Origin of the sequence: Burkholderia singularis (assembly GCF_900176645.1) — a bacterium.
In the GTDB taxonomy this organism is placed as follows: domain Bacteria; phylum Pseudomonadota; class Gammaproteobacteria; order Burkholderiales; family Burkholderiaceae; genus Burkholderia; species Burkholderia singularis.
The window spans coordinates 17,578-36,547 of sequence record NZ_FXAN01000045.1 but is presented as its reverse complement, the minus strand read 5'-3'; the positions used below and the strand labels follow the sequence as shown (position 1 = coordinate 36,547).

The 18,970-nt window shown below is 62.7% G+C and carries 19 protein-coding genes; 2 read left to right on the top strand and 17 right to left on the bottom strand.

The window, feature by feature from the left end:
* The first annotated feature begins 147 nt into the window (after window positions 1-147).
* Window positions 148-417, top strand: a complete 270-nt coding sequence (locus BSIN_RS09000; RefSeq protein WP_089340220.1) for a CppA family protein — start codon at window positions 148-150, stop codon at window positions 415-417.
* A 257-nt stretch (window positions 418-674) separates the two neighbouring features.
* Here BSIN_RS09000 and BSIN_RS08995 read toward each other — a convergent pair whose 3' ends face one another.
* The 5 genes from BSIN_RS08995 to BSIN_RS08980 all read right to left on the bottom strand — a co-directional run bounded on the left by BSIN_RS08995 (window position 675) and on the right by BSIN_RS08980 (window position 3,708).
* Window positions 675-1,154 (bottom strand): bactofilin family protein, encoded by a 480-nt coding sequence (locus BSIN_RS08995; RefSeq protein ID WP_089340219.1) that lies wholly within the window; start codon window positions 1,152-1,154, stop codon window positions 675-677.
* 36 nt (window positions 1,155-1,190) lie between these two features.
* Entirely contained in the window at window positions 1,191-1,505 is a 315-nt protein-coding gene (locus BSIN_RS25795; RefSeq protein ID WP_159935908.1) for a hypothetical protein, read from the bottom strand.
* Window positions 1,506-1,557: 52 nt separating this feature from the next.
* A complete protein-coding gene (locus BSIN_RS08990; protein WP_089340218.1) occupies window positions 1,558-2,460 on the bottom strand; it encodes a M23 family metallopeptidase in 903 nt (300 codons plus the stop codon).
* Window positions 2,461-2,897: 437 nt separating this feature from the next.
* Window positions 2,898-3,128, bottom strand: coding sequence for a hypothetical protein (locus BSIN_RS08985; RefSeq protein WP_143757387.1), 231 nt, complete (start codon window positions 3,126-3,128; stop codon window positions 2,898-2,900).
* A 124-nt stretch (window positions 3,129-3,252) separates the two neighbouring features.
* Window positions 3,253-3,708, bottom strand: a complete 456-nt coding sequence (locus BSIN_RS08980) for an Lrp/AsnC family transcriptional regulator (RefSeq protein ID WP_059520277.1) — start codon at window positions 3,706-3,708, stop codon at window positions 3,253-3,255.
* Window positions 3,709-3,826: 118 nt separating this feature from the next.
* Between BSIN_RS08980 and BSIN_RS08975 the strand changes: the two genes are divergently transcribed.
* Complete coding sequence (locus BSIN_RS08975) at window positions 3,827-4,405, top strand: RBBP9/YdeN family alpha/beta hydrolase (protein WP_089340216.1); 579 nt, start codon at window positions 3,827-3,829, stop codon at window positions 4,403-4,405.
* A gap of 89 nt (window positions 4,406-4,494) precedes the next feature.
* Here the strand turns inward: BSIN_RS08975 and BSIN_RS08970 are convergent, their stop codons facing one another.
* The 12 genes from BSIN_RS08970 to BSIN_RS08915 form a co-directional block, all read right to left on the bottom strand.
* A complete protein-coding gene (locus tag BSIN_RS08970) occupies window positions 4,495-6,597 on the bottom strand; it encodes a family 2A encapsulin nanocompartment cargo protein cysteine desulfurase (RefSeq protein ID WP_089340215.1) in 2,103 nt (700 codons plus the stop codon).
* Window positions 6,572-7,504 (bottom strand): family 2A encapsulin nanocompartment shell protein, encoded by a 933-nt coding sequence (locus tag BSIN_RS08965; protein WP_059520275.1) that lies wholly within the window; start codon window positions 7,502-7,504, stop codon window positions 6,572-6,574. The genes BSIN_RS08970 and BSIN_RS08965 overlap by 26 nt, the downstream gene beginning before the upstream one ends.
* Before the next feature lie 142 nt (window positions 7,505-7,646).
* Entirely contained in the window at window positions 7,647-7,934 is a 288-nt protein-coding gene (locus BSIN_RS08960; RefSeq protein ID WP_059520274.1) for a helix-turn-helix domain-containing protein, read from the bottom strand.
* Entirely contained in the window at window positions 7,934-8,920 is a 987-nt protein-coding gene (gene epsC, locus BSIN_RS08955; protein WP_059520273.1) for a serine O-acetyltransferase EpsC, read from the bottom strand. The genes BSIN_RS08960 and epsC overlap by 1 nt, the downstream gene beginning before the upstream one ends.
* Before the next feature lie 81 nt (window positions 8,921-9,001).
* Window positions 9,002-9,472, bottom strand: coding sequence for a rhodanese-like domain-containing protein (locus BSIN_RS08950; RefSeq protein ID WP_059520272.1), 471 nt, complete (start codon window positions 9,470-9,472; stop codon window positions 9,002-9,004).
* Between the two features lie 550 nt (window positions 9,473-10,022).
* Window positions 10,023-11,219 carry an HlyD family secretion protein gene (locus BSIN_RS08945; RefSeq protein WP_089340214.1) on the bottom strand — a complete coding sequence of 399 codons (1,197 nt, stop codon included), beginning with the start codon at window positions 11,217-11,219 and terminating at the stop codon, window positions 10,023-10,025.
* The gene (locus BSIN_RS08940; RefSeq protein ID WP_256583706.1) at window positions 11,220-12,794 is read right to left on the bottom strand and encodes an efflux transporter outer membrane subunit; all 1,575 of its coding nucleotides are present in this window, start codon (window positions 12,792-12,794) and stop codon (window positions 11,220-11,222) included. It abuts the gene before it with no gap.
* 26 nt (window positions 12,795-12,820) lie between these two features.
* A complete protein-coding gene (locus BSIN_RS08935; protein ID WP_089340213.1) occupies window positions 12,821-13,762 on the bottom strand; it encodes a glycosyltransferase family 2 protein in 942 nt (313 codons plus the stop codon).
* A gap of 12 nt (window positions 13,763-13,774) precedes the next feature.
* The gene (locus tag BSIN_RS08930; protein WP_089340212.1) at window positions 13,775-15,334 is read right to left on the bottom strand and encodes a DHA2 family efflux MFS transporter permease subunit; all 1,560 of its coding nucleotides are present in this window, start codon (window positions 15,332-15,334) and stop codon (window positions 13,775-13,777) included.
* Window positions 15,331-16,650, bottom strand: coding sequence for a glycosyltransferase (locus BSIN_RS08925; RefSeq protein ID WP_089340211.1), 1,320 nt, complete (start codon window positions 16,648-16,650; stop codon window positions 15,331-15,333). Before BSIN_RS08925 ends, BSIN_RS08930 begins: the two co-directional genes overlap by 4 nt.
* Before the next feature lie 20 nt (window positions 16,651-16,670).
* On the bottom strand, window positions 16,671-17,240 hold the full coding sequence (locus BSIN_RS08920; RefSeq protein WP_069235996.1) for a methyltransferase family protein: 570 nt from the start codon (window positions 17,238-17,240) through the stop codon (window positions 16,671-16,673).
* A gap of 49 nt (window positions 17,241-17,289) precedes the next feature.
* Complete coding sequence (locus BSIN_RS08915) at window positions 17,290-18,192, bottom strand: alpha/beta fold hydrolase (RefSeq protein WP_089340210.1); 903 nt, start codon at window positions 18,190-18,192, stop codon at window positions 17,290-17,292.
* Window positions 18,193-18,970: the final 778 nt, after the last annotated feature.

The window sequence follows — 18,970 nt, the reverse complement described above, 5'->3', positions numbered from 1 at the left end:
CGCAATCTCGATGCCCCTCTCGTATCGACACCCTTTAAAAGCGGTTCGGAGCGCTTGCAATTCTTCACACCCCATTTATTGATGTTGCACATCCGCCAAATACTGTATAAATTAACAGCACTGTATTTATAGCCAGTGAGGTGTGAGATGGAGCACCTGGTCCGCATCGTCAACGAAACAGACCGCCAAATCCTCGCGTGGCTGCGCAGCCAAGTCGGTGACGAACGCGTCGAACGCGCTGCGCGGCACATGGGACGCGTCCGCAAGCCTTATCTGTCGGCCGTATGCCGCTATCTAGGCGTCTGGCCGCCGATCTCGCTGCGCTATCCCGCTCAGCGCGACGATACAGATCATTCGGTTGGCGACCGTTACCTGTCGTTGATTCGCCAGCATCTGGCGGCGTATGCGGGCAGATAGTCCACGCGCCGAATCGCTTGCTGGAACGCCGCCCTGCGCTGCCGCATTTCCAGCGTTGCGCCAGGCGCCCAGCCCTATGCGATTCATCAAAGCATTGGCTCGCACACGCGGGTCGCGCTCGTCATTCGCTGCTCTGCAGGCAAAAGAGACGACCGCGTAATCGGAGGCTCCGGATGGAGAGAACGCGGGAAAGCCACGCTACCTTCGTTGTAGCTTGAACACGATTTACCGCAGTATCCGAAGTCGCTGCAACCTGATCAAACGCGGAGTTCGTCCGCCATCCGCCGCGCCTCGTGGCTCGGACCCTCGCTATCGCTCGCCGCAATGGCCTGTAACAGCCGTGCCGGCTGCCCCGCATCCATCCCCGGCGTGTTCTCGCGCCGCGTCAGCTTGCCGTCCACGGCGGCGCCGCAATCCATTCGCAACTGTTGGTATGCAATATTGCCCGTAATACGGGCTTGCGGCTGCAACTCCACGAAGTGCTCAGCCGTCACATCTCCGTTGATCGTACCGTTCACCACCACGTCGTAGCCGTGTACGTTACCGTCGATCGTCCCCTGGTCGCTCACCACCAGCAGCGTCTGGCTACCCGGTCTGCTGACTACATGGCCGGTAATGCGGCCATCAATTCGTAATCCTTCACCAAACTCCACATCCCCGACGATCTGCACATCACTGGAAATCAGCGTCGTGATCTTGGTCGAGATCGAATTGATCGATTTATTTTTGCCAAACATGATTATCTCCGTTGGAAATGCCAAAGCCCCTCGCCATCATCGTCGCGCCGATGCATCACGCGGCCTGGCTACACTACGCAGCACACGAAGATCGTTCTTCAGATGTGCCAGTTCAGCGGCCGACGCATCGGCCAGATGCTGGATGGTTGCTTTTGACGCACGCTCCTGCGTGAGGGCCAACTGCGCACGCACGAGTTCGGCTTGCAGCACATCGCCAGGCGGTATTGCCGGACAAGATGCGGCAGGCAACGGCCAAACGAACCGCGCAACCGCGCCTCCCGCCGCCGCGCATACCACGCAAAAACCGAACATGATGGCGAGCAGCACGCTTGGCGAGCGAACCGGCCTCACGCGATACCTCTGCTGCGCGCGCCGGCGCTGCAGCGATCGTAAGGAAACCAAATCAACCGGGTGCATGATGATCGAAGAGCGTCAAATACATTTCGGGATCAGTCGGCATACCATCGCGCAACACCTCAAAATGAAGATGCGGCCCCGTGGAGCGGCCGGTCGAACCCACCTCGGCAATCACGTCGCCCGGCAACACGGGTTGACCTGCGTGTACGAGCAAGCGCGATGCGTGGGCATAACGGGTAACAATACCGTGGCCGTGATCGATCTCGACAACCTTGCCATAACCGGGCTTCTCTCCGGAGAAACTCACGCGTCCGGCGGCAGTGGCGAGAATTGCCGTGCCCGCGGACGCGACAAGATCAAGGCCGGGGTGGAATGCCAAATGATGCGTAAACGGATCGACCCGATTGCCGAACGGTGAACCGAACTTGGCCGCCAGCGTGGGCAAGCGACCTGGATAAGTCGCCAACGCGACCTGGTCGTGACCGAGTTCCGCTTCGAGCGCGGCAAGCGTTTGCAGCACACACTGAGTTTGCTTGGCGAGCGCCGTAACGCTGTTAGACCGCGCAGTGCAGACCTGAGGCGGCCGTTCAGGACCGCCTTCCCCGCCCAAAGGCCCTGCTTGCTTCCGGGCGCCGGTGCCGGGACGGGCTGAAAATGCGCGATGCAGGTGTTCGTCGAAATCCCGCAACCGATCAACCTCGACCATGAGCCTTTGCATGCGCGGTTCGATCTGGTTGAGCGATGCACTGAGCTGGCCGAGTTCCGATGCCATATAGCGCTGCATCGCGCCATCGGCAGATCCGGCAACCGGAGGAACGGAAGGCAAGAACCGGCTACCCAATGCCAGACCGACAGCCAGTCCGGCCACTGCCGCCAGTCCAGCGGTGAACGCAAACGCGCGGCGCAACGTCCGTCGAGACAGCACCGTCAATGCGTCCGCGCCGGTCATATAAGTTTTTACCAATATCGCCCCCAATCCGCGAGATTCATGCCCGACAAATATTTACCGAATAAATGCACGCCTCACTTATATTTTAATTTTATAAATTAAATACAATCAAATCACCGCCAAACAATCAATATCTATTTCCCACAAAACCCATAAAACAAAAACAAATAAATCATATAATCCAGATGATCTTACGCCACCGTTAAGGACTGAATCAGGTCAATACGATTGCGCATTCCGTCAACACCATGCGCAAACACAATAGACGCACGATCGCTCCAATGCAACAAGCAGACGCGACTGCTATGTTACAGCGGCACAATTCCGTTTCTCTGCGGATACGTCGCGCATACGCCATCGCTCCGTCGTGGAATACGTAACGCGCCTCAGCAGGCAGAATATCATTCATCAGGGGCGGGGACGCGGCAAGATGCAGCTTAAATCATAGAATGCTCAAAACCGCGCATTCTTTCCAGCATGGGTGCGAATATTTCAAACGCCAATTTGCAGCCCTTATACGCTTCTTCACCACCGAACAATCGCACCGACAAGAAGATCGACGCTCCCTTCATAATCAGACGAAACACAATCACCTGACCGATATTGGCAAAGCTCGTGTGCTCGACACCTCCAAGCCGATTTTCACGCATATCGAATGCGCTGCTCATTGGCACAAGTCTGACAACAAGACATGCTTCGCATCGGTAAAAGCGGCGCTTCGACGCGCGATGTCTCTCTCAAATCGGTCTAAACCAATACCGCCAACAGGCCGAGAAAGAGGCGTGAATCGTCTCATTTCGGCTCGCCGATCGCCTTAGGTGGATAGCTTGCAAGAATCATCGAAGTAGTCACCGGGCCGAATTTCGCCAGTGCATCGATAACCGCCTCCAGTTGGTTCATTCGCTGGACTGCCACACGCACAACGAAGCAATCCTCGCCGGTGATGCGATGCGCATCGACAACCTCCGGCATCGTCGCGAATACCTTCAGGCACTTCGCAATCTGCGCATGGCTCGTCCGTATCCGGATCAACGCTGAAATGTCGCGCCCTACCAGCGCCGCGTTGATCCTCGCCGAATAGCCTTCGATTACGCCCTGTTCCTCCAGTCGTTTGATCCGGGCGCTGACTGCCGGTTGCGACAGTCCGATCCGCTTGCCCAGTTCAGTATTGGTCATACGCGCGTGAGCTTGCAGTGCCTCGATGATGCGCCAATCGAGCCGATCCAGTTCGACCTGCTTAGGTTTCATTCGTGCGTACCCGTCATTTCCGTGGTTTCCATGCCCGCCAGCGTCGATTTCATTAGCTTAACTGTTCCGGCGAAGACGAACCGCTTTTACACTCAATGCTCATTCAGGAGAATCGCGCATGAACCGCCGCGTATTGAACGTGCCCGGTCACGGCAACTCGGGAGCGACGCACTGGCAGAGCATCTGGGAAGTCACGAAGCCAGGGCACTGGCGCCGCATGAAGGTCGACGATTGGCAGCACGCCGTGTGCGACGAATGGGTGAGGGCAATCCATCGCGAAATCGAGGCGCTTGGCCCCGATACGATCATCGTCGCCCATAGTCTCGGTTGCCTCGCACTCGCGCACTGGGCCGCGCAGCATGCGGTTGCGATCCGCGGCGCATTGCTCGTGGCAGTTCCCGATCCGTCTGCACCCGCTTTTCCTCGCGCCTTCTGCACGGGGTTTTCGCCCGTACCGCTCACGAGGCTGCCCTTTCGCAGCATCGTGGTCGCAAGCAATGACGATGTCTACGCAACCATCGACTATGCGCGTTACCACGCAAATAAATGGGGCAGCGCTTTCGTCGACGCCGGGGCACGCGGGCATCTGAACGCCGACAGCCAGTTAGACGATTGGGCGCAAGGATATGGGCTCTTGCAGCACTTCGATGCAGCGCAATTTATCGGCGATATCGCGCCAGGCGGAACAGCGTTCTGACTGGATAAACCAAACGCGAGCGGCGGGCGCCGTTGCCCGCCGCTCGCGCATGCAGCGCGTCAAGTCAAACCGCTCTGCGGCTGCACCGCCTACGCGCGCCGGGCGGCGAGCCGCCGTATCACGTCGACCATCACATCGACTTCGTCACACGTGTTGTAGAACGCGAGCGAGGGCCGCACCGTCGCCTCGAGCCCAAAACGCCGCAGGATCGGTTGCGCGCAGTGATGTCCGGAGCGCACGGCAATGCCCTCTTCGTTCAGCGCCTGTCCGACCTCCTCTGTCTCGTAACCCTTCAGCACGAGTGACAATACGCTCGCCTTGTCGCGCGCGGTGCCGATGAGCCGCACGCCCGGCACCGGCGCGAGCACGCTCGTCGCATAGGCAAGCAGATCGTGCTCATAACGCGCGATGTTCTCGATGCCGATCCGCGACACATAATCGAGCGCCGCACCAAGCCCGACCGCATCGGCAATATTGCCCGTGCCGGCTTCGAAACGGTTCGGCGGCGGCTGGAACACGGTACGCTCGAAGGTCACGTCGGCAATCATGTTGCCGCCGCCTTGCCACGGCGGCATCGCGTCGAGCAGCGCGCGCTTGCCGTACACCGCGCCGATACCCGTCGGTCCGTAAATCTTATGGCCGGAAAACACGAAAAAATCGGCGTCGAGCGCCTGCACGTCCACGCGCATGTGCGAGATCGATTGCGCGCCGTCGACCAACGCCTTTGCGCCCGCGCGATGCGCAAGCTCGATGATCTCCCGCACAGGCACGACCGTGCCGAGCGCATTCGACACCTGCGTCACCGACACGATCTTGGTCCGGTCGCTGAGCAGCTTGCGATACTCGTCGAGCAGCACTTGGCCGGAATCGTCGACCGGGATCACGCGCAGCTTCGCCCCTTTCAGCGCGGCGAGCTGCTGCCACGGCACGATGTTCGCGTGATGTTCGAGATGCGACACGACGATCTCGTCGCCTTCTCCTACGTTCTGCACACCCCACGTCTTCGCGATCAGGTTGATCGCTTCAGTCGTGCCGCGGACGAACACGATTTCGTCGGGCGACGCGGCGCCGATGAAGCGCCGCACCGTTTCGCGCGCATGTTCGTAAGCATCGGTCGCGCGGCCCGCGAGCGTATGCGCGGCGCGATGGATATTCGAATTCTCATGCGCATAGAAATAGGCGAGGCGATCGATCACCGACTGCGGCTTATGCGTCGTCGCGGCGTTGTCGAACCAGATCAGCGGCTTGCCATTCACGCGCTCGGCCAGAATCGGGAAATCGCGGCGGATTGCGTTGACGTCGAACGGCGGATGAGCGCCGCGCAGTACGTTGTCCTGCGCAATGCCCGGGGCGGGCGCGTGTGGGTTGCCCGCCCGTGCGTCGTCAATGAAATAGCGCGGCGAGGCATCGTGCAGCCCGGCATCAGGACGACGAATCCACAGCAGTTCGCGCAACTCGCTCTCGTCCGGCAAGCCGAAAGCCTGCGGCGACGCAATACCCTGCTGCGGCACGCCGATTTGCTGCGCATCGCGATGCCAACCGTGCAACGCATCACCGACGAAGTAATATGGCGACGCAGCGACGGGCGGCGCTTCGTGCGCGAGCGCCGGCTGCGCGGCAGCCCCGTCCACCGGCGGCACGCCAAGCGCAACGCCGCCGACCCGCGGCTCCAACGCCGGCGCAACCGACACCACGTTGTCCGGCAGGCCGTTCTGCGCGGCCGCGTGCGGCACAAGCGCGGGCGCGCGGTTGCCAAGCGACAGCACATGCGTCGGAGCGGGCGCGAGATTCGCGCCCGGCACCTTGCCCTGCGGCACGCCAACGCCCGGCACGCCGGTTCCACTGCCGCCGGGGCCAGCGAATGGCGAACCCGGCGGCGCGGGGTTCGATACTGAAGCGATGATCGGCGCGGCGGCCGGCAGCGCCGACGGCACGCCGCCCACCGCGCCGCTGCCTGCGCTCACGTCCGGCGCGGCGGCTTGTCCCGGCAACGCCGACAAGAACTCCGACGCGAGCCGGGCAAGCACGGCCGGATCGGGCAATCCCGCGGGCAAAGTCGCCGTGGGCACGGCCACATCGGACGGCGGCACCGCCGCGTTCGGCACGCCAGCCGCAGGCAAGGACCCACGCGCGGCCGGCGTGGCGGTGGCGGCGCTCGCCGCCGGATTAACGGTAGGTGTCCGGATAGTCATGGTACTTGCCGATCTCCACGTCATCGAGGACAGCCAGCGCATCCGGCGAATGGACGGCAAGCGAACAATAAAGCGAAATCAGATACGACGCGATCGCCTGATTGTTGATCCCCATGAAGCGGACCGACAGCCCCGGCCCCTGCTCACCCGCGACGCCCGGCTGGTAGAGGCCGACGACGCCCTGACGCTTGTCGCCCACGCGCAGCAGCAGAATCTTGGTCTTGCCATCGGCCACCGGCACCTTATCCGACGGAATCAGCGGAATGCCGCGCCAGGTGAGGAATTGCGAGCCGAACAGACTGACGGTCGGCGGCGGCACGCCGCGCCGCGTGCACTCACGGCCGAACGCGGCAATCGCGAGCGGATGCGTGAGAAAGAACGCGGGCTCCTTCCATACCTTCGTCAGCAGTTCGTCCAGATCGTCGGGCGTGGGCGCGCCCGTCAGCGGAAACACGCGCTGCTCTTCAGCGACGTTCGCAAGGAGTCCGTAGTCCGGATTGTTGATGAGCTGGCTTTCCTGCAACTCCTTGATCGTTTCGATCGTCAGACGAAGCTGTTCCTTGATCTGATCGTGCGGACTGCTGTAGAGATCCGAAATCCGCGTATGCACGTCGAGCACCGTGCTCACGGCATTCAGAAAATATTCGCGCGGCTCTTCCTCGTAAGGCACGAATGTGGTCGGCAGCGTGCCTTCGTCCTCGCGCGCGGTGCAGGCGGCGCGCACGGCTTCGGGATTCTTCACCTGATTGAGCCGGTAAATACCGGCCTCGACCGGCACCCATTGCAGCAAATGCGTCAGCCAACGCGGCGTAATCGTGGAAAGCTGCGGAACAGTCTTGGTGGCATTGGCGAGTTGCCGTGCTGCGTTGTCGCCGAGCGCCGTCTGGGCGCCCACGGTCGTCGACATAGGTAACTCCGGATTTCTTAGAACAAAAAAAGAAATGCTTATCACGAGAATGCATTTGCATTATCGAGACGTGATTTGGGCGGCTCAACATGCTATAGCCGTCAACATTCAACGATTGGAATCGGAACTCGACGCTGAAAATTCAGCTCGGATCGGCACAACGCCGGCTCGATGTGCCCGACGCACCGAGGCCAGGCGGCGGTTGATCGGACATTTCGACGGCGGGCGGCAACAGGTGCGCGATCGGCACATCGAACGCGCGCGCAAGCTTGTCGACGGTAACGATGGACGCAATCGCGGTGCCGCGCTCGATTTCGCCGACATACGAACGATTCAGCCCCGCGTGCTCGGCGAGTTGCTCCTGCGACCACGCGCGCGATTCGCGCAACGCGCGAATCGCCGCACCAAAGCGTTGAACGAGCGCGGTCATCACAGCACTCCGGCCGACGACAGCGCCGCGCCGCCCGCGCCTTGCGCCTGCGGTGACGGCAGCGAGGCATCGGCCGGCCGCGCTGGATCGTTGCGTGTAACGGCCTGCGTGACATGGCTGCCAGGTGCGACGTCCTGCGTGATCCAGACGTTGCCGCCGATCACCGCGCCCTTGCCGATCGTGACGCGGCCGAGAATCGTCGCGCCCGCATAAATGACGACATCGTCCTCGACGATCGGATGGCGCGCGAGCCCTTTCTCGAGATGGCCGGCCGCATCGCGTGGAAAACGCTTCGCGCCGAGCGTCACCGCTTGATAGACACGCACGCGCTCGCCGATGATCGCGGTTTCGCCGATCACGACACCCGTGCCGTGATCGATGAAGAATCCGGCGCCGATCTGCGCCCCCGGATGAATGTCGATGCCGGTCTGCGCATGCGCATGCTCGGCGACGATGCGCGCGAGCAACGGCAGCCCGAGGCGGTACAGGGCATGGGCAAGCCGATGATGGATCATCGCGAGCACGCCGGGATAGCAGAGCAACACCTCGTCCACGCTGCCTGCCGCCGGATCGCCATGAAACGCGGCGAGCACGTCGGAATCGAGCAGCGCGCGAATCTCCGGCAGCCGGGCGGCGAATGCGCGCACCGCGGTTGCGGCATTCGCGTCGAGCGCGGCGTCGGCCGGCGGCGCAGTATCGTGCCGAGCCCTGTAGCGCAGCTCAAGCCGCGCCTGCGCAAGAAGCGCGTGCAGCGCATCGTCGAGCGCATGGCTGATATAGAAGTTTTCGCTTTCCTGACGAAGTTCGGGGGGGCCCAGCCGCATCGGAAACAGCACGCCTTTCAATGCGTCGACGATATCCGCGAGCGCCTCGCGCGCCGGAAACTCGCGCCCGCCGGGTTCCAGTGAACGCCGCTGCACTTCGCGCCAGCGTTGGCGCACTGTCTGAAGCGATTGAACGATGTCGTCGATATCGAATACCGCCACGGTTGCCGCCCCTCAGTCTATATATGCAGTTCACCTGCATTGCGATTGATTCTCGTCAGTGCCTGCGCACGCACCCGTGCATCAGCTTTGTTGCCACGGCAAACCGTGCAGGCGCCAACCGTTGATTGCACCGCGATGGCCGGCGCCGTCGAGGTCGCCCTCGAAGCCTTCGAGCACATTGAAAACCTGCGAGAAGCCCGCCTTCGCGGCAGCCTCGGCGGCCTGCGCCGAGCGATTGCCGCTGCGGCACAGTAGCAACACGACCGTATCCTTACCGCCTGCTTTCGCCTCGAGTTCGCGCACGAAGCGCGGATTGCGCGTCAGGCTCGTGCCGGTGGCCCAGGGCACGTGCAGGCTGTCCGGCACGTGGCCGACAAACGCGCGCTCTTCGGCCGTGCGCACGTCGACGAGCAATGCGCTGCCGGCCGTGACGAGCGCCCATGCGTCCTGCGGCGATACACCGCCTGCATAAGGCAATCCCGCCTCGCGAGCGGCTTCGCGTGCGGCTTCGAGTATTGGATGAGTGGTGCGTTCGTCGAGTTCGACCGTCATGGCGTCTCCTTCGGAATATCGCGCGTGGCGCGCTAAATATGGGGCAGGCTTGACGACCTGATGCCGTCTATAGCCATCAGGCACCCACTATGAGAGAGACGCCGAAAAAGTCGAACTAATTATTTTTCATTTCAAAAGAACGGACAACGATCAAACGATAGAAATAACGTCGCGAATCGCCCCGCATACGCAGCGGCCTAAATAGGCCGCTTGCGGCCGAACAGGCGGAAGAGACGGTCCGGCTGCGCAAAGATCGGTGGCCGCGGCCGAGCGCTCAAACGGCGATCGAAGCCGTGGCGTGCGATCGTCTGCGGGCAACCCCGTCGCGATCGCCCGGAAACGCCGGTAGCGCAATTTTCCGATCAACGCTCCACAGAAACGGCTGCCCATAGCCGAATCCTCCAATCAAACCCAACGGTGCACCGCATCGCCGCGAATGTTTCGTTATCCGACGCGCTTGGCGCATCATCGGTGCGCACCGGCTCGATCCTCGGCTGCGCATGCAGCGCAAACGCGCTTGCGACACAGCACGTGCGGCCCGCCACCCGATTTAGCGCCGCCCGCTGTTTTCCCGAATCACCGCGTCGGCCGCCGCGTCCGCCTCGCTCGCGTAACTGTCGTGCACGCGCGTGCCAAGCGCCGGCAGCGGTGCGTCGCTGTCCAGCAAGTGGCCGCCGCGTTCCCGCGTATCGACCGTCACCTGCATCGACAGCCCGACACGCAACGGATGCGCGGCGAGCTGGGCCGGATCGAGCGAGATCACCACCGGCACCCGCTGCACGACCTTGATCCAATTTCCCGCCGCGTTCTGCGACGGCAGCATCGAGAACGCACTTCCCGTTCCCGCGGAAAAACCTTCCACCCGCCCGCGATACACGATTTGCGAGCCGTACAGATCCGAGACCAGTCGCACCGGCTGCCCCACCCGCATATGCCGAAGCTGCCCTTCCTTGAAGTTCGCGTCGACCCAGACCTTCCGCAACTGCACGACAGACATCAGTGGCACACCGGGCCCCACCTGCTGGCCGATCTGCACCGAACGCTGCCCGACCGTTCCGTCGACGGGCGATATGATCGTCGTGCGCTTCAGGTTGCGAAACGCGAGCTTGAATTGCGCGGCCGCCTGCTGCACGCTCGGCGCCTGGTCGACCGGACGCTCGGGGCCGAACGTGCGCGCCGCATCGAGCTGCGCCTGCGCACCGGCAAGCGCCGCCTGCGCGCCCGCAAGCGCCGATTTCGCCCGTGCCAACTCCTCCGGCGCGACCACTTCGACCGACGCGCCGGCACGCGCCGCGTATGCCTGCTGCGCCAGCTTCAGATCGGCTTCGCGCGCCTTGACCGTCTGCTCGTACATGCCCATCGAAACACGCGTGTTCGTCACCTGCCGCACCGCTTGCGCGAGTTGCGCGCGCGCCTGCTCGAACGAAGCCGATGCCTCGGTGTCGTCGAGCTTCACGAGCGTCTGACCGGCCTTGACCTGCTGCGTATCGGCCACGAGGATGTCGGTGACCGTGCCCGCCGTCTGCGCGGCGATCTGCACGACGTTGCCGGCGACATATGCATCGTCGGTTTCTTCGTTGAAGCGCGCGCTGAGAAACCAGTGCGCGCCCGCGCCGATCGCGATCAGCGCGACGAGGCCAAAAAATATCGCGAAACGGCGCCGGCGCGTTGCGCGCTTTTTCTCGAGCGCTTCAGCTTCGCGCTGGGCGACGATCGGATCTTGGTGAACGTGGTTATCGGCGTGCATTCAGTCGAGTCTTGTATCGTTCGGACGAGCGTGTTGTTGAGACAAGGTGGACGGCGTGCCAGCGCCATCGTGCCGGCTCTTCCCGGCAGGCGGCTGGCGCCGGCCGGGCGTCGGCGGCGCGGCCGCGTCCGGGCCCGCGTCGAAGCCTCCGCCAAGTGCGCCGATCAACCCGACGCGCAACGTGCGCCGACGCGCGCGCAACTCGACGAGCTGCATGCGCTCGTCGATCAGCGAAAGCCGCGCGAGATTCACGTCGCGCATCATCATCAGGCCGCGCCGGTGCCGCTGCGCGGCAATCGAGGCGATCTTCGCAGCCGCGTCGACCGATTGCGCCTGATGCGCGAGAAGCGCATCGACCGAGCGCAGCGACGTCATCTGCTGCGCGACCTGACCGAGCGCATCGTCGACCGTCTTGTTGTACAGCGCGATCGCGACATCCGCGCGGCCGGCGTCCTCGCCGAGCTTCGCCTTGAGCCTCGCGCGATCGAAGATCGGCAGCGAGATCGCCGGGCCGATCGAACCCGCGAGCGCCTTCCTCGAAAACAGCCCGGCCGGCGTCAGCGCGAACAGCCCGCCGAATGCGGCGAGATTCACATCCGGGTAGAACTGCGCGCGTGTCGAATCAAGATTCGCATAAGCGGCTTCGACGCGCAACCGCGCCGCGACGATGTCGGGCCGGCGGCCCATCAGGTCCAGCGACAGTCGCGGCGGCAGCGGTGCATCGGCCAGCGGCGCGAGATGCGGCCGCTTCAGCGACAGCCCGGCCTCGGGCCCGCGCCCCGACAGCGCGCCGAGCTGCAGTTCGGTCAATTGCAAGCGCTCGTCGTTGAGCTGTACCTGCGCGCGCAGCCGGTTGCGCTTGAGCGTCGCGTCGTTCGCGTCGTATGCGTTATCGATGCCGCGCGCCGCACGTTCGCGCAGCACTGCGTCGACTTGCTCGCTCGCGGCAAGCTTCTCATTGAGTAAATCGCGCGTCGCATACGCTTGGTCGAGCTGGCAATACAGCGTGACGAGAGCAACCGTCAGCGAGAGCCGCGCCTGCTGCGCATCGATGCGCACCGCGTCGCGCATCGACACCAGCCCGCGCGTCGCGGCCGCGTTGCTGCCCCATAAGTCGAGCTGGTAATGAAGCGCGACGAACAACGACGACGGCGACACCACCGGATCGCCGAACAACTGCACCGGCACTTGATAGCCTTGAACCGATACGTTGGCGACGTCGTCGGATTGCGGCATGCGCGCCTTGCTGACGGACAGCGCGCTGGTGCCCGTCAATCCCGTCAACGACGAGAATTGCTGCAACTGTGCCTGCGCAATGTCGATTCGCGCGCGCGCCGCCTGTAGATCGGGGTTGTCGCGCAGCGCGTCGGCCACGAGCGCGTCAAGCTGCGGATCGCCGAGCCGCGCGACCCAGTCGGGCGCAGGCCACTCGCCGTCGGGCGAGCCGGGCGCGGTATGCGCGAGCGCGTCGCTCGCGCTCGCGCGCGGCGTGAGCGACGTGTGAAAACCCGACGGCACGCAGCCGGCGAGTACGAACGAGAGCGCGACCACCCCGGCCCAAGCGCGCAAAACCATATTCGACCGCCTCCTCGTCAACCTTGTCATCCGTGACGCGCTGCTCTGCGCCGCGCGACACGCGCCGTCCACTGCGGCCGCACATCCTCAAGCGCGCCGAGCCGCCCCAGCAATCCGTCAGCGACGCCCAGCAGAATACCCTTCAGCTTCGTCCGCTTATCGTGCTCGTACAACATGATCTGCACGATTTGCCAGACGGTCAGCAAATTCGGCACGATCGCCACGGGAAAACGCATGCCATATTGAATGCCGAGCCGCACCGCATTGCGCGCGCTGTAATAGCGGCGATACCACGGATGGTTCATCGACGTGAATTCGAACGGCCCGATCCGGTGCCGCTGCCGCACGCCGATCCTGTGCGACAGCACGAGCGACGGCACCACGTAAAGCGGTACATTGCTCGCGAGCGCGCGAAAGCAGTATTCGGTATCGACGTGATCGATGACGAGCGACTCGTCGAAGCGCCCGAGCAACTGGAACGCTTCTCGAGACACCACGCTTCCCGACGAGATCAGAAACGCACAGCGCTGCATCTCGCCGCCCGGCTCCAACCGCACGCGGCGCACCGTCACGCCGTTCGTCATCAGTTCGGGCAGGAAGCATTGCCCGTTCTCGTCGAAAATACGCGGACCGACGATGAACGGTCGCGGCGCGAGCCCCGAGCCGATCTCGCGCATCATCGGGAAATATCGATCCGGCAACGTCGAGTCCTGATCGAACAACGCAACCGCATCGACGTCCGGAAACAACGCCTCAAGCCCCACGTTGAACCCGCCGGCGATGCCGCCACGATTGCCGTGATGCAATAGCGTGATACCGTCTCGCTCAGCCAGTGCGCGCGCCTCCCGATCGGGCTGCGGAGTATTGTCGACGACGACGAGCGCGTCGCACTCGCTCCGAATCGTCGCGATACGCGCCAGATGATCGGCAGTCGGATGATAAAGAATGACCAGCGCCCCGAGTTTCATCGCGGCTCCCCGTCAATGCCCGAACGCGGCAGCGGCGCCGCGTTTCGGGCGCGTCAGCCACATCATCGCGGCAAGCACCAAGCACGTGACGCATGCGATGAAGAACATGTCGCCCGTGGCCATCATATAGGCCTGCTGCATCACGACTTGATGCAGCACGCTCAACTCCCGCGCACCGTCGAATCCCATCGCATGGAGCGTCCCGACAAAACGCTGCGTGTTGCCCGATGCCTGGTTGACCGCCTGCGACACGATATCGTAATGATAGGTCGCACGGTTGTCCCAGAGCGTCACGCTCATCGCCGTGCCGAATGCCGCCGACAGCGTCCGAAGGAAGTTCGACAGGCTTGAAGCCGCCGCAAGTTTGTCGTCGGGAATTCGAGACAACGTCGCCGCCGTCAGCGGAATGAAGAAGCACGGCAGGCCAATCCCCTGGATCAGGCCCGGCGTGATGATCTGCGTGAATGTCATTGTCAGCGTGAAATGCGCATCCCACCACAGCACGCCCGCGAACACGAGAAAGCCGAACGTCACGAGCACGCGTGCGTCAAAGCGGTTCGCATAGATGCCGACGAGAATCGAAAACACGAGTGCAAGGATGCCGAGGGGCGCGGTCGCCAGCCCCGCATGGAATGCCGTATAGCCCATCACGGCCTGAAGCCACAGCGGAAATACCACGCCGACGACGGAAAAACTCATCATCCCAAGCGAAATGATCAGTACGCAGAACGAAAACGTGCGATCTCGAAACAGGCTCAGATCGACGACGGGATGGGCCTCGCCCGCCTCCCAGATCAGTAACGACCCAAGCGACAGCACCGCGACGATCGCAAGCGTCGTGATCAGCGTGGAATCGAACCAGCCTCGGTCATGACCGAGATCGAGCACGGCCTGCAGCGAACCGACGCCGACCATTAGCAGCACAATACCGACGACATCGACCCGACCTGCCGCCTTGTCGCCCGGCTCCTGGTTCAGCAACGTCGTGCAGACGGCAAATGAGAACACGCCGATCGGCAGATTGATCAGGAAGATCCAGGGCCACGAAAAGTTATCGATGATCCAGCCGCCCACCACCGGCCCGAAGATCGGCGCGAGCAGCACGGTCATCGCCCATAGCGCAAGCGCGAGCGTGCGCCGCTCGGGCGGGAAGCTGCGCAACAGAATGGTCTGCGACAGCGGCACCATCGGCCCGGAGAACAATCCTTGCAGCGCGCGGCAGACGACCAGCATCCGTATGTCGGTTGCGAACGCGCAAAGCAGCGATGTCAACGTGAACAGGATCACCGCCGCAACGAACAAGCGCGCCTCGCCGACGCGCCGCGCGAACCAGCCTGTCAGCGGCACTGCGATTGCCGCGGCGACGGAATATGAGCTGATCACCCACGTACCCTGGCTGTTCGACACACCGAGACTGCCCGAAATCGCAGGCACCGCGACGTTCGTGACGGTCGAATCGAGCACTTCGATGAAGGTCGCGAGCGACAGCGCGAACGTCAGCAGCACGAGCCGCAAACCACGGTTCGCCGAAGGCGCCGCAGCCTCGGCCGGCAACACCGGAGCGGTACTCATACGCCTCGCGCCATCGGTGCGCCGACAACCGCGGGCGCGGGCGCGAGCCGCGCACCCACGCCGCCGGCGGCAGGTACGAAACGCTCGATGAACCGCGCCGCTTCGACACAACCGTCCGGCGCGGCCAGAATCCGCTCGCGGGCCTGCGCGCAGCGCTTCGCAATCGACGCGTTCCCAAGCACCCGCGCCAATGCATCGGCAAGTGCCACGCCGCGCACCGGCGCGTCGACGCGCAACCCGCAGCCGCTGTCGGCAACGCGCTGCGCATTGTCGAATTGATCGTGCGCGAACGGCGTAACGACCTGTGCAATACCCGCTTCATATGCAAGCGATGCAGTGCCGATACCGCCGTGATGAACGAGCGCGCGACAGCGCGGCAGCAACGTGCGCAGCGGCACGTAGCGGCGCACGAGCAGGCCAGCCGATACCGCGTCGCGCGCAACGCGCTCCACATCGGGCGTCAGCAGCAACCCTCGCACGCCCGTCGCGTGCACTGCTTCGGCAACCGCACGCGCATACTCGAGCGCATCGACAAGCGTCGAGCCCGCGGTGAACACGACGGGTGGCTCGCCTGCCGCGACGAATTCGTCGAGTTCCGGATCGGCGTTGCGCTCGCCTGCATCGTTGAAGAGCGGGAAACCGCTTTGCAGGTGATTGGCGGGCCAATCCGGCTGGGGCGCCGCGAACCAGTCCGGAAACAAGCACAGCACGCCGTCCGTCGAATGCAGCCAGCGGCCGAGAATACGCTTGGCCGGCGCAAGGCCGAGCGACGCGCGCAACGCATTGAGCTGCGGGCCGCACACCTTATCGAGCACCTGCCGCTCGATCAGCGTCATCAGCCCCGCTTTCAGGACGAGCGGCATGCGGCGCGGGATCGTCAGGCGCTTGTGCGTCGGCGGCGCGTGCGCGGACAACAGCGTCGACGGCGAGATCTGCACTGACACATACGGCGTACCGTACCGCTCTTGCATCATCCGGGCGGAAAACGCCCAAAGCGTGCCGATCAGCACCGTGTCGCGATCGGTGAATGCACGCAACGTATCGAAGTGCGGCTGCATGCTCGGCGCGATCACGCGCCACAGCGTCTTGAACGACGTGCGCGGATTCCAAAGCGCCGGGTCCGCCATCGCGCGTGCGTATTCGTCGGCAGTGCCGACCGGCGCGAATTCGAAGCCGCAATGCCGCGCGTCGGCTTCGAACTGCGGATGCGTGCAGAACACGACGTGATGGCCGCGCGCGCCGAGCGCGCGACCGATCCCGAGCATCGGATGGATGTCTCCGGCCGAGCCGATAGCGGTAATCACCATCTTCGCCATGACGAACGTCCGGCGAGAGATCAGTAAAGGCCGGGGATCAGCGCCGCCACTTCACGGCGATACTGTGCATAGGCGTTGCCGAAGTACCCGGACAGCCAGCTTTCCTCGACGCGCACCTTGTAGGCGAGCGACGCGAAGATCAGCACGATGCCGAGCACGCCGCGCCACACGCCGCCGATCATCACGTCGCCGACGAGCGCCAGCAGGCAGCCGGTATAGATCGGATGCCGAACGAGTGCGTAAGGGCCGCTACGGATGAGTTCATGTCCTTCCTTCAGCGTAACCGACACGCTCCAGTTGGTGCCCAGATGCACGCGCGCCCAAACCGAGAACAGCAAACCGGCGATTGAAACCGCCAGGCCCGCATACTGGAGCGGGCCGATATGCGACCAGTCAGGAACGAGCGCGCTTGCGGACAGATCAGGCAGCACGATCAACGCGCCCCCGACGATCAGTGGATACGACTGAAGCTTGCGTGCGATCGACGTCTCCGTGCGCGCCGTCTTCTTGACGGCCTTCGACGTTGCGATCCAGTAGGCGAGCCATAGGAGCCACGGCACGATGATGGCGAGGGTTTGAACGATGTTCACGGTTGTCAGCCTTTATCGACGAAGGAGAGGGAAACGTCTGCCCGACGAATCACGACATCGCGGGCAGTTCGCCATGGACGAGATTCGCCTGCCGGCTGAACGGTTCGGTCGCGTCGTCAGCCCCGCGTTCCGCGCAGAAGAAACCGAGCATCGCGTTGCGCATCTGCTCCTGCTGCTGCCGCCCCTCGAGATCCAGGAAATGGCCTGCCTGCCGGATCGCCTGAAAATCCGCCCTGCGAATGTACTCGCCCAGCCGCCGCACGTCCGCCGCCGTCGTGTATTCGTCCAGCTCGCCGTTGATGAATCGCACGTGACAGTTGATATTGCGAAATGACGGCAAATACTGCTCCGGCTGCATCGACAGAATCTGGTCCACGTGGAACGCAACCTGATTCTGCTCGCTCTTCGGCAGCTTCGTCAGATAGCGGTAGTTATAGAGCTTCATGATCCGCGGCAAATTGCATCCGACTGTATCGTTCAGCAATTGCGCGGCCTTCAGGTTCTCGCCCGCAGCGATATGATCGCGCGCCCGGGTCACGTAGTCGACCATCGCGTCGTTCAGGAACGGCGAGAACGACGCGATCACCGCCCGCCGCACGCTCGCGCAGCCGCGCGCCAACGCGAACAGCGACGCGACGCCGCCCCATGACACCGACAGCAGATAGCTCGGCGCGAACCGGTCGACGAGATACAGCAGAATATCGACCTCGTCGTCCTTCGTCAGGATGAATTCGTTCGGATTGTGCTGCCGCGACTGGCCCGCGTAAGGCAAATCGAAACACACCGCATTCAGGCGCTCACCCAGATAACGGATCGTCTGGCCAAACGACGCGGTCGTCGCCAGCGCTCCGTTGACGAGAATGACCGTTTCAAAAGATGGGTCGAACACGTGACGTTCGACATGGACCTTCAATCCGCTCGGCAGCGCTACGACCTGTTTTTCGATAGCCATCGAGTTTCTCCCGCATCTGCTCGACAATTGAACTGTTAGTGCGCCCCCTCTCCAGGGCGCTTTCATGTAACCCCACGCCATCCGCACGCGACCTTGGTCACGCCCAATGCCGCATGGGTTACCCGTCCGATGGAACTGAACACGCCTGCTTACCCCCCCTGCCTACCACCATCGCAGACCATGCTTCCCGCCGAGCCCAGTCCTGCCTTCATCATCGGCTCGCGGTCTCCAGTCCCTTTGTCTCGCATGACGCCCCTTCTGATTTCGGCCAATCGCACCCCGATTCCAACGTACTCGCCGGCAATTACGCGGCCGCTGGCGTTTTTATGTGTGTGATATTAATACGCCAAATATTGCTGCCTCAACTACTTTTGCTAACTTTCTTCAAAAATTCACCGAATGTGTTCCAGCCAACATTGAACAGCGCCCTCTAATTCCCCTTCAAACTTAACTCATTCATCACCACGAAATATTGGCTGTGCTATAGCGAACCCTCATGCAGCCTGGCTCCCGAACGCACCCGCCACACCCTACGCCCGCGGCTCGCTCCACGAGGCCCCATAAAAATCAAGCACATAGGACTTAAAAAATACCCAACTCCACCTTACATATTTTTGCCAGCCACCCCGGACTCACTTTATTTCAGACGCTACCCGGCCAAGTGCAAACTTACATCCAATCCGACACCTCAATATCCGACCACCAATCCATTACCACTCATCGGCCGATCAATAAGTCGTATCTAAATTACCGTTTAGATAATAAGTAATGGTGAGCA